At 72.8% G+C, this 15598-nt stretch carries 9 protein-coding genes and 3 pseudogenes; 7 read left to right on the forward strand and 5 right to left on the reverse strand.

Translation table 11 applies throughout. The features are described 5' to 3' along the window. Positions 1-13: 13 nt before the first annotated feature. Positions 14-268 (reverse strand): annotated as a pseudogene (locus ACFWVP_RS07955) (MarR family winged helix-turn-helix transcriptional regulator); the annotation flags it as partial. Here ACFWVP_RS07955 and ACFWVP_RS07960 point away from each other — a divergent pair. Next, positions 269-406, forward strand: a pseudogene (locus ACFWVP_RS07960) (TerB family tellurite resistance protein); the annotation flags it as partial. Between the two features lie 165 nt (positions 407-571). On the opposite strand, the gene ACFWVP_RS07965 reads toward ACFWVP_RS07960, so the two are convergent. Next, positions 572-1639: a PucR family transcriptional regulator gene (locus tag ACFWVP_RS07965; RefSeq protein ID WP_384494530.1), complete on the reverse strand. Its 1068-nt coding sequence runs from the start codon at positions 1637-1639 to the stop codon at positions 572-574. A 293-nt stretch (positions 1640-1932) separates the two neighbouring features. On the opposite strand from ACFWVP_RS07965, the gene ACFWVP_RS07970 reads away from it, so the two are divergent. The 4 genes from ACFWVP_RS07970 (at position 1933) to ACFWVP_RS07985 (ending at position 11998) form a co-directional block, all read left to right on the forward strand. Next, the gene (locus ACFWVP_RS07970; RefSeq protein WP_384494532.1) at positions 1933-2592 is read left to right on the forward strand and encodes a hypothetical protein; all 660 of its coding nucleotides are present in this window, start codon (positions 1933-1935) and stop codon (positions 2590-2592) included. A gap of 104 nt (positions 2593-2696) precedes the next feature. Beyond that, the gene (locus ACFWVP_RS07975) at positions 2697-4838 is read left to right on the forward strand and encodes a flotillin family protein (RefSeq protein WP_384494534.1); all 2142 of its coding nucleotides are present in this window, start codon (positions 2697-2699) and stop codon (positions 4836-4838) included. Between the two features lie 255 nt (positions 4839-5093). Further along, positions 5094-9983, forward strand: coding sequence for a DNA repair ATPase (locus ACFWVP_RS07980; protein ID WP_384494535.1), 4890 nt, complete (start codon positions 5094-5096; stop codon positions 9981-9983). 17 nt (positions 9984-10000) lie between these two features. Then, the gene (locus ACFWVP_RS07985; protein ID WP_384494537.1) at positions 10001-11998 is read left to right on the forward strand and encodes an NAD-binding protein; all 1998 of its coding nucleotides are present in this window, start codon (positions 10001-10003) and stop codon (positions 11996-11998) included. Positions 11999-12023: 25 nt separating this feature from the next. Here the strand turns inward: ACFWVP_RS07985 and trpS are convergent, their stop codons facing one another. Beyond that, entirely contained in the window at positions 12024-13082 is a 1059-nt protein-coding gene (gene trpS, locus ACFWVP_RS07990) for a tryptophan--tRNA ligase (protein WP_384494539.1), read from the reverse strand. A gap of 193 nt (positions 13083-13275) precedes the next feature. Then, a pseudogene (locus ACFWVP_RS07995) lies at positions 13276-13824 on the reverse strand (MFS transporter); the annotation flags it as partial. 26 nt (positions 13825-13850) lie between these two features. Here ACFWVP_RS07995 and ACFWVP_RS08000 point away from each other — a divergent pair. Beyond that, positions 13851-14183, forward strand: a complete 333-nt coding sequence (locus ACFWVP_RS08000) for a MerR family transcriptional regulator (RefSeq protein ID WP_384494734.1) — start codon at positions 13851-13853, stop codon at positions 14181-14183. 30 nt (positions 14184-14213) lie between these two features. Here ACFWVP_RS08000 and ACFWVP_RS08005 read toward each other — a convergent pair whose 3' ends face one another. Then, positions 14214-14342: a DUF6126 family protein gene (locus tag ACFWVP_RS08005; protein ID WP_384494541.1), complete on the reverse strand. Its 129-nt coding sequence runs from the start codon at positions 14340-14342 to the stop codon at positions 14214-14216. A 160-nt stretch (positions 14343-14502) separates the two neighbouring features. Here ACFWVP_RS08005 and ACFWVP_RS08010 point away from each other — a divergent pair, with 160 nt between their 5' ends. Then, positions 14503-15597, forward strand: a complete 1095-nt coding sequence (locus ACFWVP_RS08010; RefSeq protein ID WP_384494542.1) for an LLM class flavin-dependent oxidoreductase — start codon at positions 14503-14505, stop codon at positions 15595-15597. Position 15598: the final 1 nt, after the last annotated feature.

Genomic DNA, 15598 nt, shown 5'->3' on the forward strand with positions numbered 1-15598 from the left:
GGGCGGGGAGCTGCGTCCAGCCGAACGGATCGACGTCCGGTGCGGCCTGCTCCCCGCCCGCTTCCGTGAACGCCGTCAGTGCTTCGACCAGCGCCGCGCGCTGCCGGGGGGCGAGGCGTTCCGCGATCGCGGCGATCTCCCCACGACGGTCCGCCATGACGTCCGCGACCAGGCGGCAGCCCTCCGGTGTCACCCGCAGCTCGGTCTCGCGGCGGTTGTCCGGGTTGACCCGGCGCTCCGCGAGGCCGGCGGCGATCAGCCGGTCGACCCGGCCGAGGCCAGGGCCGTCATCCAGATCGGCATCGTCATCGGCGGTGCCGACGGTGACTTCGACGCCGCGGAGCAGGCCGTGGTGCGCGAGGCGTGCTACGCGCTCGACCTGCCTCCGCACGAGTTCGACCTGTAGGACCGCTTTCCCGTACGGCCCTCACAGCGAACGGCCGTACGCTCCTACCGCCGGAGACGCGGACCACCCACCCCGGTCCGCATCCGGCAGGCCGGGGGCGCTGCACCCCCCTGTGCGCCCCCGGCCACCCCGTCGGACACCCGGCCCCATCAGGCCCCCGCCCGGTCAGAGTTCCTTCGCCGGCCAGTCCAGCAGCCGGGCTCCGATCACCGCGGTCTGCAGGGCGTAGCGGTGCATCGGGTCGGACGGGTCGGAGCCCGTGAGCTGGTGGATGCGTTCCAGCCGGTACGTCAGGGCGCGTACGCTCAGCGCCAGCCGGCGGGCGGTCTCCGCGGCGACACAGCCCGCGTCGAAGTACACCGACAGCGTCCGCAGCAACGGTTCCGCACCGCCTCTGGCTTCCTGGAGCGGGCCGAGCTCACTGCGCACCAGGTCGGCCATCGCCTGCCGGTCGCGGGTCAGCACCGGATAGACGAGCAGGTCGGCTGAGTACAGCACCGGTTCGTCGAGCCCCATCCGCCGGGCCAGGTCGATCGCTTCGAGCGCCTCGTCGTACGAGTGGACGACCCCGCCGGGACCCCGGTGCGGGCGGCCCACGGCCACCTGGCCGCCGTCCGTCGCCGCGTGCGCCTGCTTGGCGAAGTACCGCAGGACGTCGGGCTGACTGCCGGGGGCTATGCAGACGAGACGGCCGTCCTTCGTGGTGAGCAGGATCTTACGGCCGCCGAAGCGTGCGAGCAGGGCCGCCTCCACGCTGCGGGGCACGGCGTCCGTCTCGGTGTACGCCTCGGGGCCCGCGGCCACCGCGACGGCGTGCGCCCGGGAGAGCCGCAGCCCGAACCGGGTGGCGCGCTCCGCGAGCCTGCCGAGGTCGCTGCGCCCGTAGAGCAGGTCGTCGATGAACTCCCGCCGCGCCGCCTCCTCGCGCCGCACCGTGAGCCGCTGCGCCCGCTCGAAGCCCTCCGCGAAGGCGTCGACGGCCTGCTCCACGGCCGCCAGCACGAAGTCGGTGGCACTCGCGCCGGACGCGGTGAGCGGCCAGGCCGAACGGGTCGCCGTCAGATGGAGGCTGACCAGGGCACGCAGCTGATGGCCCGCCTCGGCGGCCTCCCTGCCGAGGACGCGCCTGCCCTCCAGCTCGTCGCGCGTGAGCCGACGGCCGGTGTCCGCGACCTCGGCCAGTATGCGGGCATAGTCCCCCAGGAACTCCTCGGGGATCTCCGGCTCCGCCACGGTGCACTCCTCCGTACGTGTGTCAGCGTCTCGTTCAGTCAACGCGCGAGGCGGAATGCCGGTGCCCGGCAGGGTGACCTCAGCAAGTCTGCCGGATTCCGGCAGTGCGCGGGTACGCCCCCGGCTGACACCATCTGGTCAGCAACACACGGGGGAAGCACGGGGGTTACGGGAAAGCACGGGGGACAGGAAACCGGTTGCTGCGGGGCCGTTCACGGTGTCGCGGCGCCGGTGCCCCGGCTGCCGCCTCGTGGACGTGACGGAGGCGCGCACGGCGCGAGGGGGTGGGCCGGATGAACGAATTCCTTTCCGCGGCAATCGCCTTCCCTGCCGTCCCCTTCGGGGCCGCCCTGATCGTCGTCGTCTGCTTCTGGCTGCTGGTACTGGCCGGGGCCGCCGGGCACGACTCCTTCGACACCGACCTCGACGCCGACGCCGCGGGCGTCGCCGGAGTTCCGGTCTCCGTGTCGGTGTCACTGGCCGTCGCCATCTCCTGGTTCATCAGCCTGACGGGGTCGATCCTGGTGGTGCGCAGCGGTGTCACCGGCACCGCGCGGTCCCTGCTCCACGTCGTCGTACTGGCCGGGGCCCTGCTGATCGCCTGGGGGGCGGTGCGCATGCTCGTACGTCGCTTCCGCCGGTACTTCCCGGCACAACCTCCTCCATCGCGCCAGGACTTCCTGGGGCAGCTCTGCACGATCCGTACGGGTTCCGTCACCGCCGACTTCGGGCAGGCGGAGGTCGCGGCGGCCGACGGTTCGACCGCGGTCGTGCAGGTACGCCGGCTGGAGCGGCCGACCGCTTCCGGCTCCGGTGACGTGGAGGACGTGTTCGTGGCGGGCAGTGCGGGGCTTCTCTACGCGTACGACGCGGAGGGCGAGTTCTTCTGGGTGTCGCCGTACGACGCGGCGCTCGACCCGGGACCGCGACCGCTGCCGCGCACAGCCGGCTGACCTCCCCCGTCCGCCACTCCGGGCCCCTGGCCCTGGTTCCGCATGCCGTCACCGCGCGGTGCGCCCCTTCTTCTTCCCCTTCCCACCGGCCGCCAAGGACTGACATGGATTCCATCTCCTTGGGCATCGGCGTGCTCGTCGCCGTTGTCCTGCTCGTCACCGTCGCCCTGCTCCTCGTCGTCACCCGACTGTTCCGCAAGGTCGAACAGGGCAAGGCGCTGATCATCTCCAAGACCAAGAAGGTCGACGTCACCTTCACCGGTGCGGTCGTCCTGCCGGTGCTGCACAAGGCCGAGACCATGGACATCTCGGTGAAGACCATCGAGATCCGCCGTACCGGCCGCGAGGGGCTGATCTGCCAGGACAACATCCGCGCCGACATCCACATCACCTTCTTCGTCCGGGTCAACAAGACCGTCGAGGACGTCATCAAGGTGGCGCAGGCCATCGGTACGGAGCGGGCGAGCGACAAGGTCGCGATCCAGGACTTCTTCGCCGCGAAGTTCTCGGAGGCGCTCAAGACCGTCGGCAAGCAGCTCGACTTCGTCGACCTGTACACCAAGCGTGAGGAGTTCCGGGACCGGATCATCCGGGTCATCGGAACCGACCTGAACGGCTACCACCTCGACGACGCCGCGATCGACTTCCTCGAACAGACGCCGATGGCACAGCTCGACGGCGCCAACATCCTGGACGCGCAGGGCATCCGGAAGATCACCGAACTGACGTCGATCGAGCACGTGCGGACCAACGAGTTCCAGCGCACCGAGCAGAAGGAGATCACCCGGCAGGACGTCGACGCCCGCGAGACCATCCTGGAGCTGGAGCGCCGGCAGGCCGAGGCCGAGATCAAGCAGCGCCGCGAGGTCGAGACGCTGCGGGCCCGCGAGGAGTCGGCCACCGCCCGGGTGCAGGAGGAGGAGCGGCTCGGTTCGCAGAGCGCGTTCATCCGTACCGAGGAGCAGCTCGGCATCCAGCGGGAGAACCAGGCCCGTGAGGTCGCGGTCGCGCAGAAGAACCGTGAGCGGGTCATCGCCGTGGAGAACGAGCGCATCGAGAAGGACCGGATGCTGGAGGTCATCGGGCGCGAGCGCGAGACCGAGCTGAACCGGATAGCCGCGACGAAGGAGGTCGAGGCCGAGCGCCGCGAGGTCGCGGACGTGATCCGGGAGCGGATCGCGGTGGACCGCACGGTCGCCGAGCAGGAGGAGTCGATCCTGACGCTGCGGGCCGTCGAGGAGTCGGAGCGCACCCGCAGGTCGGTCATCATCGCGGCCGAGGCGGAGGCGCAGGAGAAGCTGGTCAAGGACATCAAGGCGGCCGAGGCCGCGGAGGTGTCGGCGACGCACCTGGCGGCCGAGCAGCTGACGCTCGCGGAGGCCCGGCTGAAGACCGCCGACCTCGACGCGCAGGCGAAGCTGCGGCTCGCGGAGGGCATCCAGGCCGAGACCGCCGCGGTGGGGCTGGCGGACGTCCAGGTCCGTGAGGCGGAGGCCGACGTCACGGAGAAGACCGGGCTCGCGGAGGGCCGGGCGACGGAGGCACGGCTCAGGGCCGAGGCGGAGGGCTCGCGGCTCAAGGCGCTGGCGGTCGCGGAGGGTACGCGGGCCCAGGCGACGGCGGACGCGGCGATGATCGGCGAGAAGCTGCGGGCCGAGGCGGAGGGGCTCACGCAGAAGGCCGCGGCGATGGCCGCGCTGGACGACGCGTCGCGCGGACACGAGGAGTACCGGCTGCGGCTGGCCGCGGAGAAGGAGATCCGGCTGGCGGAGTTCGATGTGCGGCGGCAGGTCGCGGAGGCGCAGGCGACCGTGCTCGCGACGGGGCTGGAGAACGCGGACATCGACATCATCGGCGGCGACCCGGTCTTCTTCGACCGGATCGTCTCGTCGATCTCGCTCGGCCGGAGCGTGGACGGGTTCGTGGAGAACTCCAAGACCGCGCAGGCGCTGGCGGGTCCGTGGCTGGACGGCAGCGGGTCGTTCACGGACGACCTGACCCGGGTGCTGGGTTCCGTGTCCACGGGGGACGTACGGAACCTGACGGTGTCGGCGCTGCTGACGCAACTGATGCGGGGGTCGTCGGGGGCCGCCTCGGGGCAGGTACGGCAGTTGCTGGCCGCGGCGGAGGAGCTGGGGCTGGCGGGGATGACGGTGTCCTCGCTGACGGGGGCGGCCGCGGGGGCGTCCACGGGGGCCGGGGCTGTGGCGTCTGCGGCGGGGCGGAACGGGGCGGCCGTGGGGTAGGCCGAGGTGGTGTGTCCTCAAGCGCCGGACGGGCTGGAGGGTCGGCCAGGAATTCCGTGCCGAACCCGGAGAGCACTGGGGTCGGCCAGGAAACCGGACCCGGACCGGCTGGAGTCGGCCCGGAAAGCGGACCCGGACCCGGGCCGGCGTGGGTCGGCCCGGAAAGCGGCTTCAGCCCCCGGTCGGCTGGGGTCGGACCCGGACCCGGTCCGGGGCAGGTCGTTCGACGTAGTCGTCTCGTAGGGAGCCGTACGCATGGACCGCGACACCACACCCACCGATGCCGATGCCGGTGCCTACGAGGTGCTCCGGCGGCGGCTCGGTGGGCAGGCCGAGGAGCTTGTCCGGCGGGCCGGGGCTCTCAACGCGCGGCGGACCGAGGAGTTCGGCTCGACCGGGCTGCGGCTGCTCGCCACCGAGCAGGTGACCACCGGGCGGGCGTCCACCGCACGGGACCTCGTCGCCGTGGGCGGGCAGTTGCTGTTCGGCTTCGAGCGCGGGCCCGGGGCCGGCGGGGAGGTGGCGGTCGGTGACGTACTCGTCCTGCGGGGGGCCGGGCTGGAGGAGGCGGATCCCGGACCGCTCGGCGACGAGACGTTCGTACGGGAGTTCGCCGGGCTGCACCGTTACTACCGCGACGCCCGGCTGCTCCGGCTGCGGCGCGTCAACGGCCGGCTGCTCGCCGTCTTCCGTACCGGCGAGACCGCCGAGGACATCCGCGTCCTGCGCTGGGCACTCGGCCCGGACGGTGCGCCCGGGGCGTTCCTGGACGCCCGGGGGGACCGGGACCACGTGTTCCCGCCGTCGCACGACTTCGACTGGACCCCGGCAGGACGGGACGCGCACGTCCCGGGGCGGCATCCGCACATCGCGATCCGGGACACGGTCTTCGTCGACACCCTGAACGGCAGCCTCACCGTCAGGACCGCCGACGACACCGAGTCCCCCGCCGGGATCTACGAGGAGCCCGTCGACGAGCCGCTCCAGTCGCTCGCGGACGCCGACGTCGAGTACGCCGAGGCCGGGCCGCTGATCCTGCTGCGGGTGCGCCCGTACAAGGAGGAGAACTGGCGTCACCTGGTCTTCAACACCCTGCTCTCCACCGTCCGCAGGCTCGACGCGATCGGACCGTCCTGCCACCGGCTCCCCGAGGACCAGGGGATCATCTTCCCCGGCGGCTACTACCTCACCACCGGCACCGCCAAGACCTTCGACACCGCCGAGGAGCTCACCGACCCGGTCTTCGAGGGCGCGGTCCGCTCCCCCAACGGCGAGGACGTGCTGTACGTCTTCCGGTCCAGGGACGAGAGCCGCACCCTGCTCCTCCCCTACAACCTGATCCGCCAGGAGGTCGCCACCCCGCTGCTCGGCCGCGCCCACGCCCTCCTCGACGACGGCACCCTGATCCTCCTCAAGGACGGCAAGGGCGGTGAGGGCGGCGACGGGACCGGCCGCGTCCACCCGTTGCAGCGCTGGCGGACCCCGTACGTCTCCGACACCTACGCCGCCGCGGCCCCCGTCGGCACGGGCCCCCTCGCCCGGACCGGGAACGCCGACCTGGTGCGCGGGATCTCCGACTGCCTCGCCCTGGCGCACGGCGTGCGGGACATGACCCCGACCACCGCCGTGTACCGGCAGCTCGTCGCCGACTGCGCCCGGGCCGGCGACCGCTACCACTGGCTCACCGACCCCGAGCTGGGCGCGCTCGCCGAACCGCTGGAGGAGCTGCGGGCCACCGCCCACCAGGTCCTGGCCGAGTTCGAGACGGTACAGGAGCTGACCCGGCAGGCGGCCGACGCCCTCACCGGCACAGCCACCCGGCTCACCGCCCTCGTCCGCCGCATCCGCGACGAGGCGCCGCGCCCGGCCGCCGCCTGGGTGGCCCAGCTCACCGAACTACGCCGCGCCCACGGCCATCTGGCGACCCTCGCCGAAATGCGGTACGCCGACACCGACCGGATCGCGGAGCTCTCCGCCGAGACCGAGCACGACCTCGACTCGGCCGCCCGGCGGGCTGTGGCCTTCCTCGCCCGGCAGGACGCGTTCACCGGCTACCACGAGGACCTCGCGCAGCTCACCGAGGCCGCGGACGCGGCGGCCGGTGTCGCCGACACCTCGGCCGTCGCGGACCGGCTGACGGGGATCACCGAGGGCCTCGGGACGGTGACGGACGTCGTCGCCGGGCTCGACATCGGTGACGCCACCGTCCGCACGTCGATCCTGGAGCGGATCGCCGAGGTGCTGGGCGGTGCCAACCGGGTCCGCGCCACGCTGGACGCCCGCCGCAGGGAGCTGCTGTCGCAGGAGGGGCGGGCCGAGTTCGCCGCCGAGTTCGCACTGCTCGGGCAGACCGTCACGGGGGCGCTGGCCGCCTCGGACTCCCCCGAGGCCTGTGACGACCAGCTCGCCCGGGTGCTGCTCCAGCTGGAGAACCAGGAGTCCAGGTTCGCGGAGTCCGACGACTTCCTGGGCAGGCTGGCCGAGCGCCGTACGGAGGTGTACGAGGCGTTCGCGGCCCGTAGGCAGACGCTGATGGACGCCCGCGCCCGGCGGGCCGAGCGGCTGGCGGACTCGGCGAACCGGGTCCTGGAGACGGTCGCCCGGCGCCTGGCCTCGCTGGAGGACCTGGACGCCGTCCACACGTACTTCGCCTCCGACCCCATGGTCGCCAAGGTCCGCCGCACCGCCGAGGAACTGCGCGGGCTCGGCGACCCGGTGCGGGCCGGGGAGCTCGACGGGCGGCTGAAGGCGGCCCGGCAGGAGGCGGGCCGGGCGCTGCGCGACCGCGGCGAGCTGTACGCGGACGGCGGGTCGGTGATCCGGCTCGGCCGGCACCGGTTCGCGGTGAACACCCAGCCGTTCGACCTGACCCTGGTCCCGTCCGGCGACCGGCTCGCCTTCGCGCTGACCGGCACGGACTACCGGGCCCCGGTCACCGACCCGGAGTTCGCCGCCACCCGGCCGTACTGGGACCAGTTGCTGCCCTCCGAGTCGGCGGCCGTCTACCGCGCCGAGCACCTGGCCGCCCGCCTCCTGGACGAGCACGGCCCGGACGCCCTGCGCGACGCACCGGACCTCTCGGCGCTCGTGCGGGACGCGGCAGCGGCGGCGTACGACGAGGGCTACCGGCGCGGCGTGCACGACGAGGACGCCACCGCGGTCCTGACCGCCCTGCTGCGGTTGCACTCCGGCGCGGGCCTGCTGCGCTTCCCGCCCGCCGTACGCGCCGCGGCGCAGCTCTTCTGGACGTACGGGGCGGACGACGCCCGGCGCGCGTCCTGGGCGCGGCGGGCGGTGTCGCTGGCGCGCGCCCGCGACACGTTCGGGCTCGCCCCGGCCGTCGCCGCGCTCCAGGAGGAGTGGGCGGCGGCCATGGGGGCCGGGGACGCGGTCGCCGCGTACCTCTTCGAGGAACTGACCGGCGGGCCCGCCGGATTCGTCACGAGCGCCGCCACCCGTACGTTCCTGGACAAGTTCCGCCGGGCCACGGGCACATCGGCCTACGACGAGGACCTGTCGGCCCTGGCCGACGACCTGCCGGCCCGGCGCCAGCTGGTCGAGGGCTGGCTCACGTCCTACGCCGGGGCGAGCGGCCCGGCGGTGGACGAAGGGGACCTCGCGGAGGCCGTCGCCGTGGAGCTGTGCCCGGAACTGGAGCGGTACGAGTGCGACGCCCCGCTCACCGTGACGGTCGAGGGCCTCCTCGGCGACCACCCGCGCGTCGAAGGGGGGAAGCTGTCGGTGCGGCTGGACGAACTCCTCGCCCGCACAGCGGAGTTCCGCGCGGTCACCGTGCCCGGCTTCCGTGCCTACCAGCGGCTGCGCACCACCCTGGTCGCGGCGGAACGCTCCCGGCTGCGCCTGGACGACCACCGTCCACGCGTCATGTCCGCGTTCGTCCGCAACCGGCTGGTCGACGAGGTGTATCTGCCCCTCATCGGCGACAGCCTCGCCAAGCAGCTCGGCACCGCCGACGCGGACCGGCGCACCGACTCGCAGGGCCTGCTGCTCCTCGTGTCGCCGCCCGGCTACGGCAAGACGACGCTCATGGAGTACGTCGCCGACCGGCTCGGCATGGTCCTCGTCAAGGTCAGCGGGCCTAACCTCGGCCACGACGTGACGTCCCTCGACCCGGCGCAGGCCCGCGGCGCTACCGCGCGCCGAGAGGTCGAGAAGATCAACTTCGCGCTGGAGTCGGGCAACAACACCCTCCTCCACCTGGACGACATCCAGCACACCTCGCCCGAGCTGCTCCAGAAGTTCATCCCGCTCTGCGACGCGACCCGCCGGATCGAGGGGGTGCGCGACGGTGAGCCGCGCAGCTACGACCTGCGGGGCAAGCGCTTCGCCGTGGTCATGGCGGGCAATCCGTACACCGAGTCCGGGGAACGGTTCCGGATTCCTGACATGCTCGCCAACCGCGCCGACGTCTGGAATCTCGGCGAGGTCCTGAGCGGCCGGGACGACGTGTTCGCGCTGAGCTTCGTGGAGAACGCCCTGACCGCGAACCCGGTCCTCGCCCCGCTGGCCGCCCGCTCCCGGGACGACCTCGCGCAGCTCGTCCGGCTGGCCTCCGACACCACCGGGTCGGTGCGCGCGGACCGGCTGGAACACCCGTACACACCTGCCGAGCTGGAGCGGATCGTCTCCGTCCTGCGCCATCTGCTCACCGCCCGGGACACCGTCCTCGCGGTGAACGCGGCGTACATCGCGTCGGCGGCGCGGACCGACGCGACGCGCACCGAGCCGCCGTTCCGGCTGCAGGGCTCGTACCGCGACTTGAACAGGATCGCCGAGCGGATCGTGCCCGTGATGAACGACGCCGAGCTGGCCGCCGTCGTCGACGACCACTACGCGGGCGAGGCACAGACCCTCACCACGGGCGCCGAGGCGAATCTGCTGAAGCTCGCCGCACTGCGCGGCACCCTCAGCCCGGCGCAGCGGGACCGCTGGGCCGCCGTCACCGCCGCGTACGTCCGCGGCCAGGCGCTCGGCGGCCCGGACGGCGACCCCATGACGCGGGCGGTCGCCGCGCTGGGGCTGCTCGCGGACCGCGTCGCGGCGGTGGAGACGGCGATCGGGCGGGCCGCCGACCCCCGCCGCCCGCGGGCCGCCCCTGCCACCCGCCGGGGCCACGAGGACTGACACAGAGAGGACAAGGCATGCTGGGTTTCGTGCCCCCACTTCCGCAGCAGCCCCAACACCCCACCGCCGGTGGCCACATGGTGGTCTGCGGCGACGACACCCTCGCGCGGCGCCTCGCCGTGGAACTGCGCTACGTGTACGGGGAGCGGGTCACCCTCGTCCTCCCGCCCGGCCGCGACACCAGCCGGCCCGACCTGCCGCTGACCCAACGCGCCCGGGCGGCTGCCCTGTTCGGCCGGATGTCCGCGGCGATGAACCGCAACGGGGCGGTGGCAGGAGGTCCCGGCGACACCAACGCCGGGGTCGAGGCCGTACGCATCATGGAGGCCCACGAGCCCTCCGACGAGGCGCTGGAGGAGGCGGGTGTCGACCGTGCAGCCGCCCTCGCCCTCGTCTACGACGACGACGAGCGCAACATCCGGGCCGCGCTGACCGCCCGGCGGCTCAACCCGCGTCTGCGGCTGGTCATCCGTCTCTACAACCGCAAGCTCGGCCAGCACCTGGAGACCCTGCTCGACCAGGCCGCCGCCGTCGCCATGCCCGGCCTCGACCCGGCCGCCCTGGACACCTCCACGACCGTCCTGTCCGACGCCGACACCGCCGCCCCGGCCCTCGCCGCCACCGCCGTCACCGGCAGCAGCAAGGTCATCCAGGCCGAGGGCCTGCTCCTGCGCGCCGCCGAACGCACCCCGCCCCGGCAGGGCGAGCTCGCCGACCCCGGCCTGTGCACCCTGGCCCTGCTCTCCTCCACCACCCACGACCCGGCGGGCACCGAAGGCTCCGACAGCAGCGGTGACGAAGGGCCCCAGCTGCTGCCCGACCGGGCGACGGTGGCCGCGGCGACCGGCCGGGGCACGGTGGTGCTGGAGGCCATCAGCCAGGCGGGACCCGACCGCACCCCGACCCGGATGGGCGGCAGGGGCGCGCCGCTGGGCCACATCTTCTCGCGCAGGCTCCGCTGGTCGGCGCTGGGCGTCGCGGCGGCCGTCGTGGCCCTGGCGGTCGCCTCGGTCGTGACGACCGGCGACAGCCCGCTGCACGCCGCCTACCTCACGCTGCTCGACCTGCTCGCGATGGGCGACCCCGCCGAAGACACCGAACCGGCGTCCCGCCGGATCATCCAGCTCCTGTCCGGAACGGCCGGGCTCCTGCTCCTCCCCCTGCTCGTGGCCGCCGTCCTGGAGGCCTTCGGTTCGCTGCGCACCGCGTCCGCGCTGCGCCGCCCGCCCCGGGGCCTGTCCGGCCACGTGGTGCTCCTGGGCCTCGGCAAGATCGGTACGAGGGTGCTGGTGCGGCTGCGCGAGATGGACATCCCCGTGGTCGTCGTCGAGGAGGACCCGGAGGCCCGCGGTATCCCGCTGGCTCGCAGCATGCACGTACCGACGGTCATCGGGGACGTCACCCAGGAAGGCGTCCTGGAGGCCGCGAAGATCCGCCGGGCCCACGCCCTGCTCGCCCTGACCAGCGTCGACACGACGAACCTCGAAGCGGCCCTGTACGCCCGCTCGGTGAAGCCGGACCTGCGGGTGGCGCTGCGCCTGTACGACGACGAGTTCGCCACCGCCGTCTACCGCACCCTGCGCACCGCCCACCCGCAGGCCCTGACCCGCTCCCGGTCGGTGTCCCATCTGGCCGCCCCGTCGTTCGCGGTGGCCATGATGGGGCGCCAGATCCTCGGCGCGGTACCGGTCGAGCGCAAGGTGATGCTGTTCGCCGCCCTGGAGGTGGGCGGTCACCCGCAGCTGGAGGGTCATACCGTGGAACAGGCCTTCCGGCCCGGCTCCTGGCGGGTCCTCGCCCTGGACGCCACACCGCCGGCCGACCGCCACCCGGACCTGGCCGCCGTCCCGCCGTACGACCCGTTCGGCCCCGGGGCGGCGGACCGGCCGTCCGGCCTGGTCTGGGACCTGCATCCGGGCTACGTGCTGCGGCGGGAGGACCGGGTGGTGATCGCCGCGACCCGGCGCGGCCTCGCGGAGCTGCTGCGCCGGCAGCGCACGGAGGCCCGCCGCTAGGGCCTCTCGTTCGGGTCGGGGCCCCTCAGCGGAACATGCCCATCGCCTGCCGCACCTCGTCCAGCGTCTCCTCGGCGAGCGCGTTCGCCCGCTCGTTCCCCGTGCGCAGGACGTCCCGTACGTACCCCATGTCCTGCGCGTACGCGGCACGCCGGGCCCGGATCGGGGCCATCGTCGCGTTGACGGCGTCCGTCACCGTCCGCTTCAGGACGGCGGCGCCGCCGTCGCCGATCCCCGCGGCCACGTCGTGCGGGTCCCGGCCCAGACAGAGCGCGGCCAGCAGCACCAGGCCGGACACCCCGGGCCTGGTGCCGGGGTCGTAGGTGATGCGCCGGTCGGCGTCGGTGGTCGCGCCCTTGATCAGCCGGGCGGTCTCGTCCTCGCTCGCGCCGAGGGCGACGGAGTTGTTCCGGCTCTTGCTCATCTTGGTGCCGTCGGTACCGAGCAGCAGGGGGGTCGCGGAGAGCAGGGCGTCGGGTTCCGGGAAGACGGTGCCGTACCGCTCGTTGAAGCGCCGGGCTACGGTGCGGGTGACCTCCAGGTGGGGCAGCTGGTCCTGTCCGACGGGCACGAGGTTGCCCTTGCAGAAGAGGATGTCGGCGGCCTGGTGCACCGGGTAGGTGTACATGAGCCCGCTGACGGCGGACTGCCGGGAGTGGGCGATCTCGTCCTTGACGGTGGGGTTGCGGCCCAGCTCGGCGACCGACACCAGGGACAGGAACGGCAGCAGGAGCTGGTTGAGGGCGGGTACGGCGCTGTGGTTGAAGACCGTCGTGCGCGCGGGATCGATCCCGATGGCCAGATAGTCCAGCAGCAGCCCCTCCACGTACTCGGTGAGGCGCTCGGCGACGTCCCGGTCGGTGAGGACCTGGTAGTCGGCGATGAGGACGAAGACGTCGACGCCGAGGTCCTGGAGGCGCACCCGGTTGTGGAGGGTGCCGAAGTAGTGGCCGAGGTGCAGGGCGCCGGTGGGCCGGTCCCCGGTCAGGACCCGGAAGCGTCCGGGGTCCTGGGACAGTTGCCGCTCCAGCTCGGCGCTGCGCGACCGGGCGAGGCTGACGGGCAGGTCGGTGGTGGTGGTCACGGGGTCTCCTCGCGGTGGTGTGTGCGTGGAGGACGGCCCGCGCCGTGGGGGCGCCGGGGCAGCGAGAAGGGCCGTCCATGTCGAACGGCCCTGGCTCCGTGCTGATGAGGGTGGCCGCTCCTAGGAGGAGCGCCACCAGTTCCGGCACGGTACGGAGGTCATGGGGTGAGGATACAAGGCGTGGGTTGTCGGGTCAGGGATTTCCGGGGTGCGCGGGGAAGCCGTGGGTGCGGGCCGAGACCACCACGGCCAGGACGGGCAGCAGCAGCAGGATCAGTACGCTCCAGGGGAAGGATCCGGTGCCCAGCAGGTCCAGGAGGATCCCGCCGGCCACTCCGCCCGCGGCCATGGCGACGTTCCACAGGGTGACGAGCACGGCCTGCGCCGCGTCGGCCGACTCACCGCCCGCCTCCCCGGCCGCGGTCTGCAGGAGCGTCGGTACGCCGCCCCAGCCCAGGCCCCACAGCAGCACGGCCGCGTGGACGAACAGTGGCCTGTCGGACAGCACGGCGAGGAGCGCCGCGGCCACCGCGACCAGCAGGGTGCCGGCGATCATGAGGGCGCGCGGCCTGCGGTTGATGAACAGGCCCACCACCCAGGTGCTGACGAGCGAGGCCGCGCCGAAGACCAGCAGCACGACGTCGACGGACCCGCCCATCCCCGCGTGTTCGAGGAACGCGGCGATGTACGTGTAGAGGATCGTGTGGGCCAGGACGAAGACCAGGGTGACCGCCAGCACGGGCGGACCGCACGGCCACGTCCCGCCGACTGCTGCGGTACTACGAGGAGCAGCGGCTGATCGTGTCGCGGCGGTCCGCGAACGGCTACCGCGATTACGACGAGTCCTCCGTGGACCGCGTGCTGCAGATCCGCGGACTGCTGGACGCCGGCCTGCCGACCCGGATCATCAAGCAGATCCTGCCCTGCCTGGACAGACCGCGGGCGATCCACTTCCCCGACGCGACCCCCGAGATGCTCGGGACCCTGGAGCGGGAGCTGAGCCGCATGACGGACCGCATCCGCTGCCTGGAGCGGAACCGGGACGCGGTGGCGGAGTACCTGGAGGAGGTCCGGCGGGACAGGGCCCCGGCGGCGACCTGACCCCTCCCGCCCGTCCGCCTGCCCGCTCGCTCACCTGTCCGCGTGACCGCCCACGTAGAACAGCAGCATGACGAATCCGGCGAAGAGGTGCGTCGCGAAGACGTAGACGAAGACGCGCAGGGCGACGCCGCGCTCCTTCCAGTGTTCACTCTCGGCCATGCGCCCCGCCCTCTCGCCCCTGCCGCCCGCGCCGGGCTCCGCCTCCAGCGTACGCAGCCACGGCTCCGCAGCCCCGGGAATAGGGGACGGAGGTCTCCCGTTGTAGGGTGTGTTCACATAGTTCAACGTTCAACCATTCTCACTTCAGGAGGCGGGCGCCATGCAGTTCGGGATCTTCACGGTCGGGGACGTCACCACCGACCCCACGACGGGTACGACGCCGAGCGAGAACGAGCGGATCAAGGCGACGCTCGCGATCGCGCTCAAGGCCGAGGAGGTGGGCCTGGACGTCTTCGCGACCGGCGAGCACCACAACCCGCCGTTCGTCCCGTCGTCGCCGACGACCACGCTCGGCTACATCGCCGCCCGCACCGAGAAGCTGATCCTCTCCACGTCCACCACCCTGATCACCACCAACGACCCGGTGAAGATCGCCGAGGACTACGCCACGCTGCAGCACCTCGCGGACGGCCGTGTCGACCTGATGATGGGCCGCGGCAACACCGGGCCCGTCTACCCGTGGTTCGGCAAGGACATCCGTGAGGGCATCCCGCTCGCGGTCGAGAACTACGCCCTGCTGCACAAGCTGTGGCGCGAGGACGTCGTGGACTGGGAGGGGAAGTTCCGCACGCCGCTGCAGTCCTTCACCGCGACCCCGCGCCCGCTGGACGGCGTCCCGCCGTTCGTCTGGCACGGCTCCATCCGCTCCCCGGAGATCGCCGAGCAGGCCGCGTACTACGGCGACGGCTTCTTCCACAACAACATCTTCTGGCCCATGGAGCACACCCGGAAGATGGTCGCGCTCTACCGTCGCCGCTACGCCCACTACGGCCACGGCACGGCCGAGCAGGCCATCGTCGGCCTCGGCGGCCAGGTGTTCATGCGGAAGAACTCCCAGGACGCGGTACGGGAGTTCCGTCCGTACTTCGACAACGCCCCGGTCTACGGTCACGGCCCCTCCCTGGAGGACTTCACCCGGGAGACCCCGCTGACGGTCGGCTCCCCGCAGGAGGTCATCGAGCGGACGCTGTCCTTCCGGGACGCCGTCGGCGACTACCAGCGCCAGCTCTTCCTGATGGACCACGCGGGACTGCCGCTCAAGACGGTCCTGGAGCAGCTGGACATCCTCGGCGAGGAGGTCGTCCCCGTGCTGCGCAGGGAGTTCGCCGCCCTGCGCCCGGCCGGTGTGCCGGACGCCCCCGTCCACCCCGCGGTCACCGCCGCCCGTGCCGCGGCCGACCCGAAGGAGGTCTGAG

Source organism: Streptomyces sp. NPDC058637, assembly GCF_042717325.1.
Taxonomy (GTDB): Bacteria; Actinomycetota; Actinomycetes; order Streptomycetales; family Streptomycetaceae; genus Streptomyces.

What these genes read in the sequence shown, in the direction of transcription:
- ACFWVP_RS07970 (WP_384494532.1), top strand. Translation starts at nt 1,933, where the DNA reads ATGAACGAATTCCTTTCCGCGGCAATCGCCTTCCCTGCCGTCCCCTTC.
- ACFWVP_RS07975 (WP_384494534.1), top strand. Translation starts at nt 2,697, where the DNA reads ATGGATTCCATCTCCTTGGGCATCGGCGTGCTCGTCGCCGTTGTCCTG.
- ACFWVP_RS07980 (WP_384494535.1), top strand. Translation starts at nt 5,094, where the DNA reads ATGGACCGCGACACCACACCCACCGATGCCGATGCCGGTGCCTACGAG.
- ACFWVP_RS07985 (WP_384494537.1), top strand. Translation starts at nt 10,001, where the DNA reads ATGCTGGGTTTCGTGCCCCCACTTCCGCAGCAGCCCCAACACCCCACC.
- ACFWVP_RS08005 (WP_384494541.1), bottom strand. Translation starts at nt 14,342, where the DNA reads ATGGCCGAGAGTGAACACTGGAAGGAGCGCGGCGTCGCCCTGCGCGTC.
- ACFWVP_RS08010 (WP_384494542.1), top strand. Translation starts at nt 14,503, where the DNA reads ATGCAGTTCGGGATCTTCACGGTCGGGGACGTCACCACCGACCCCACG.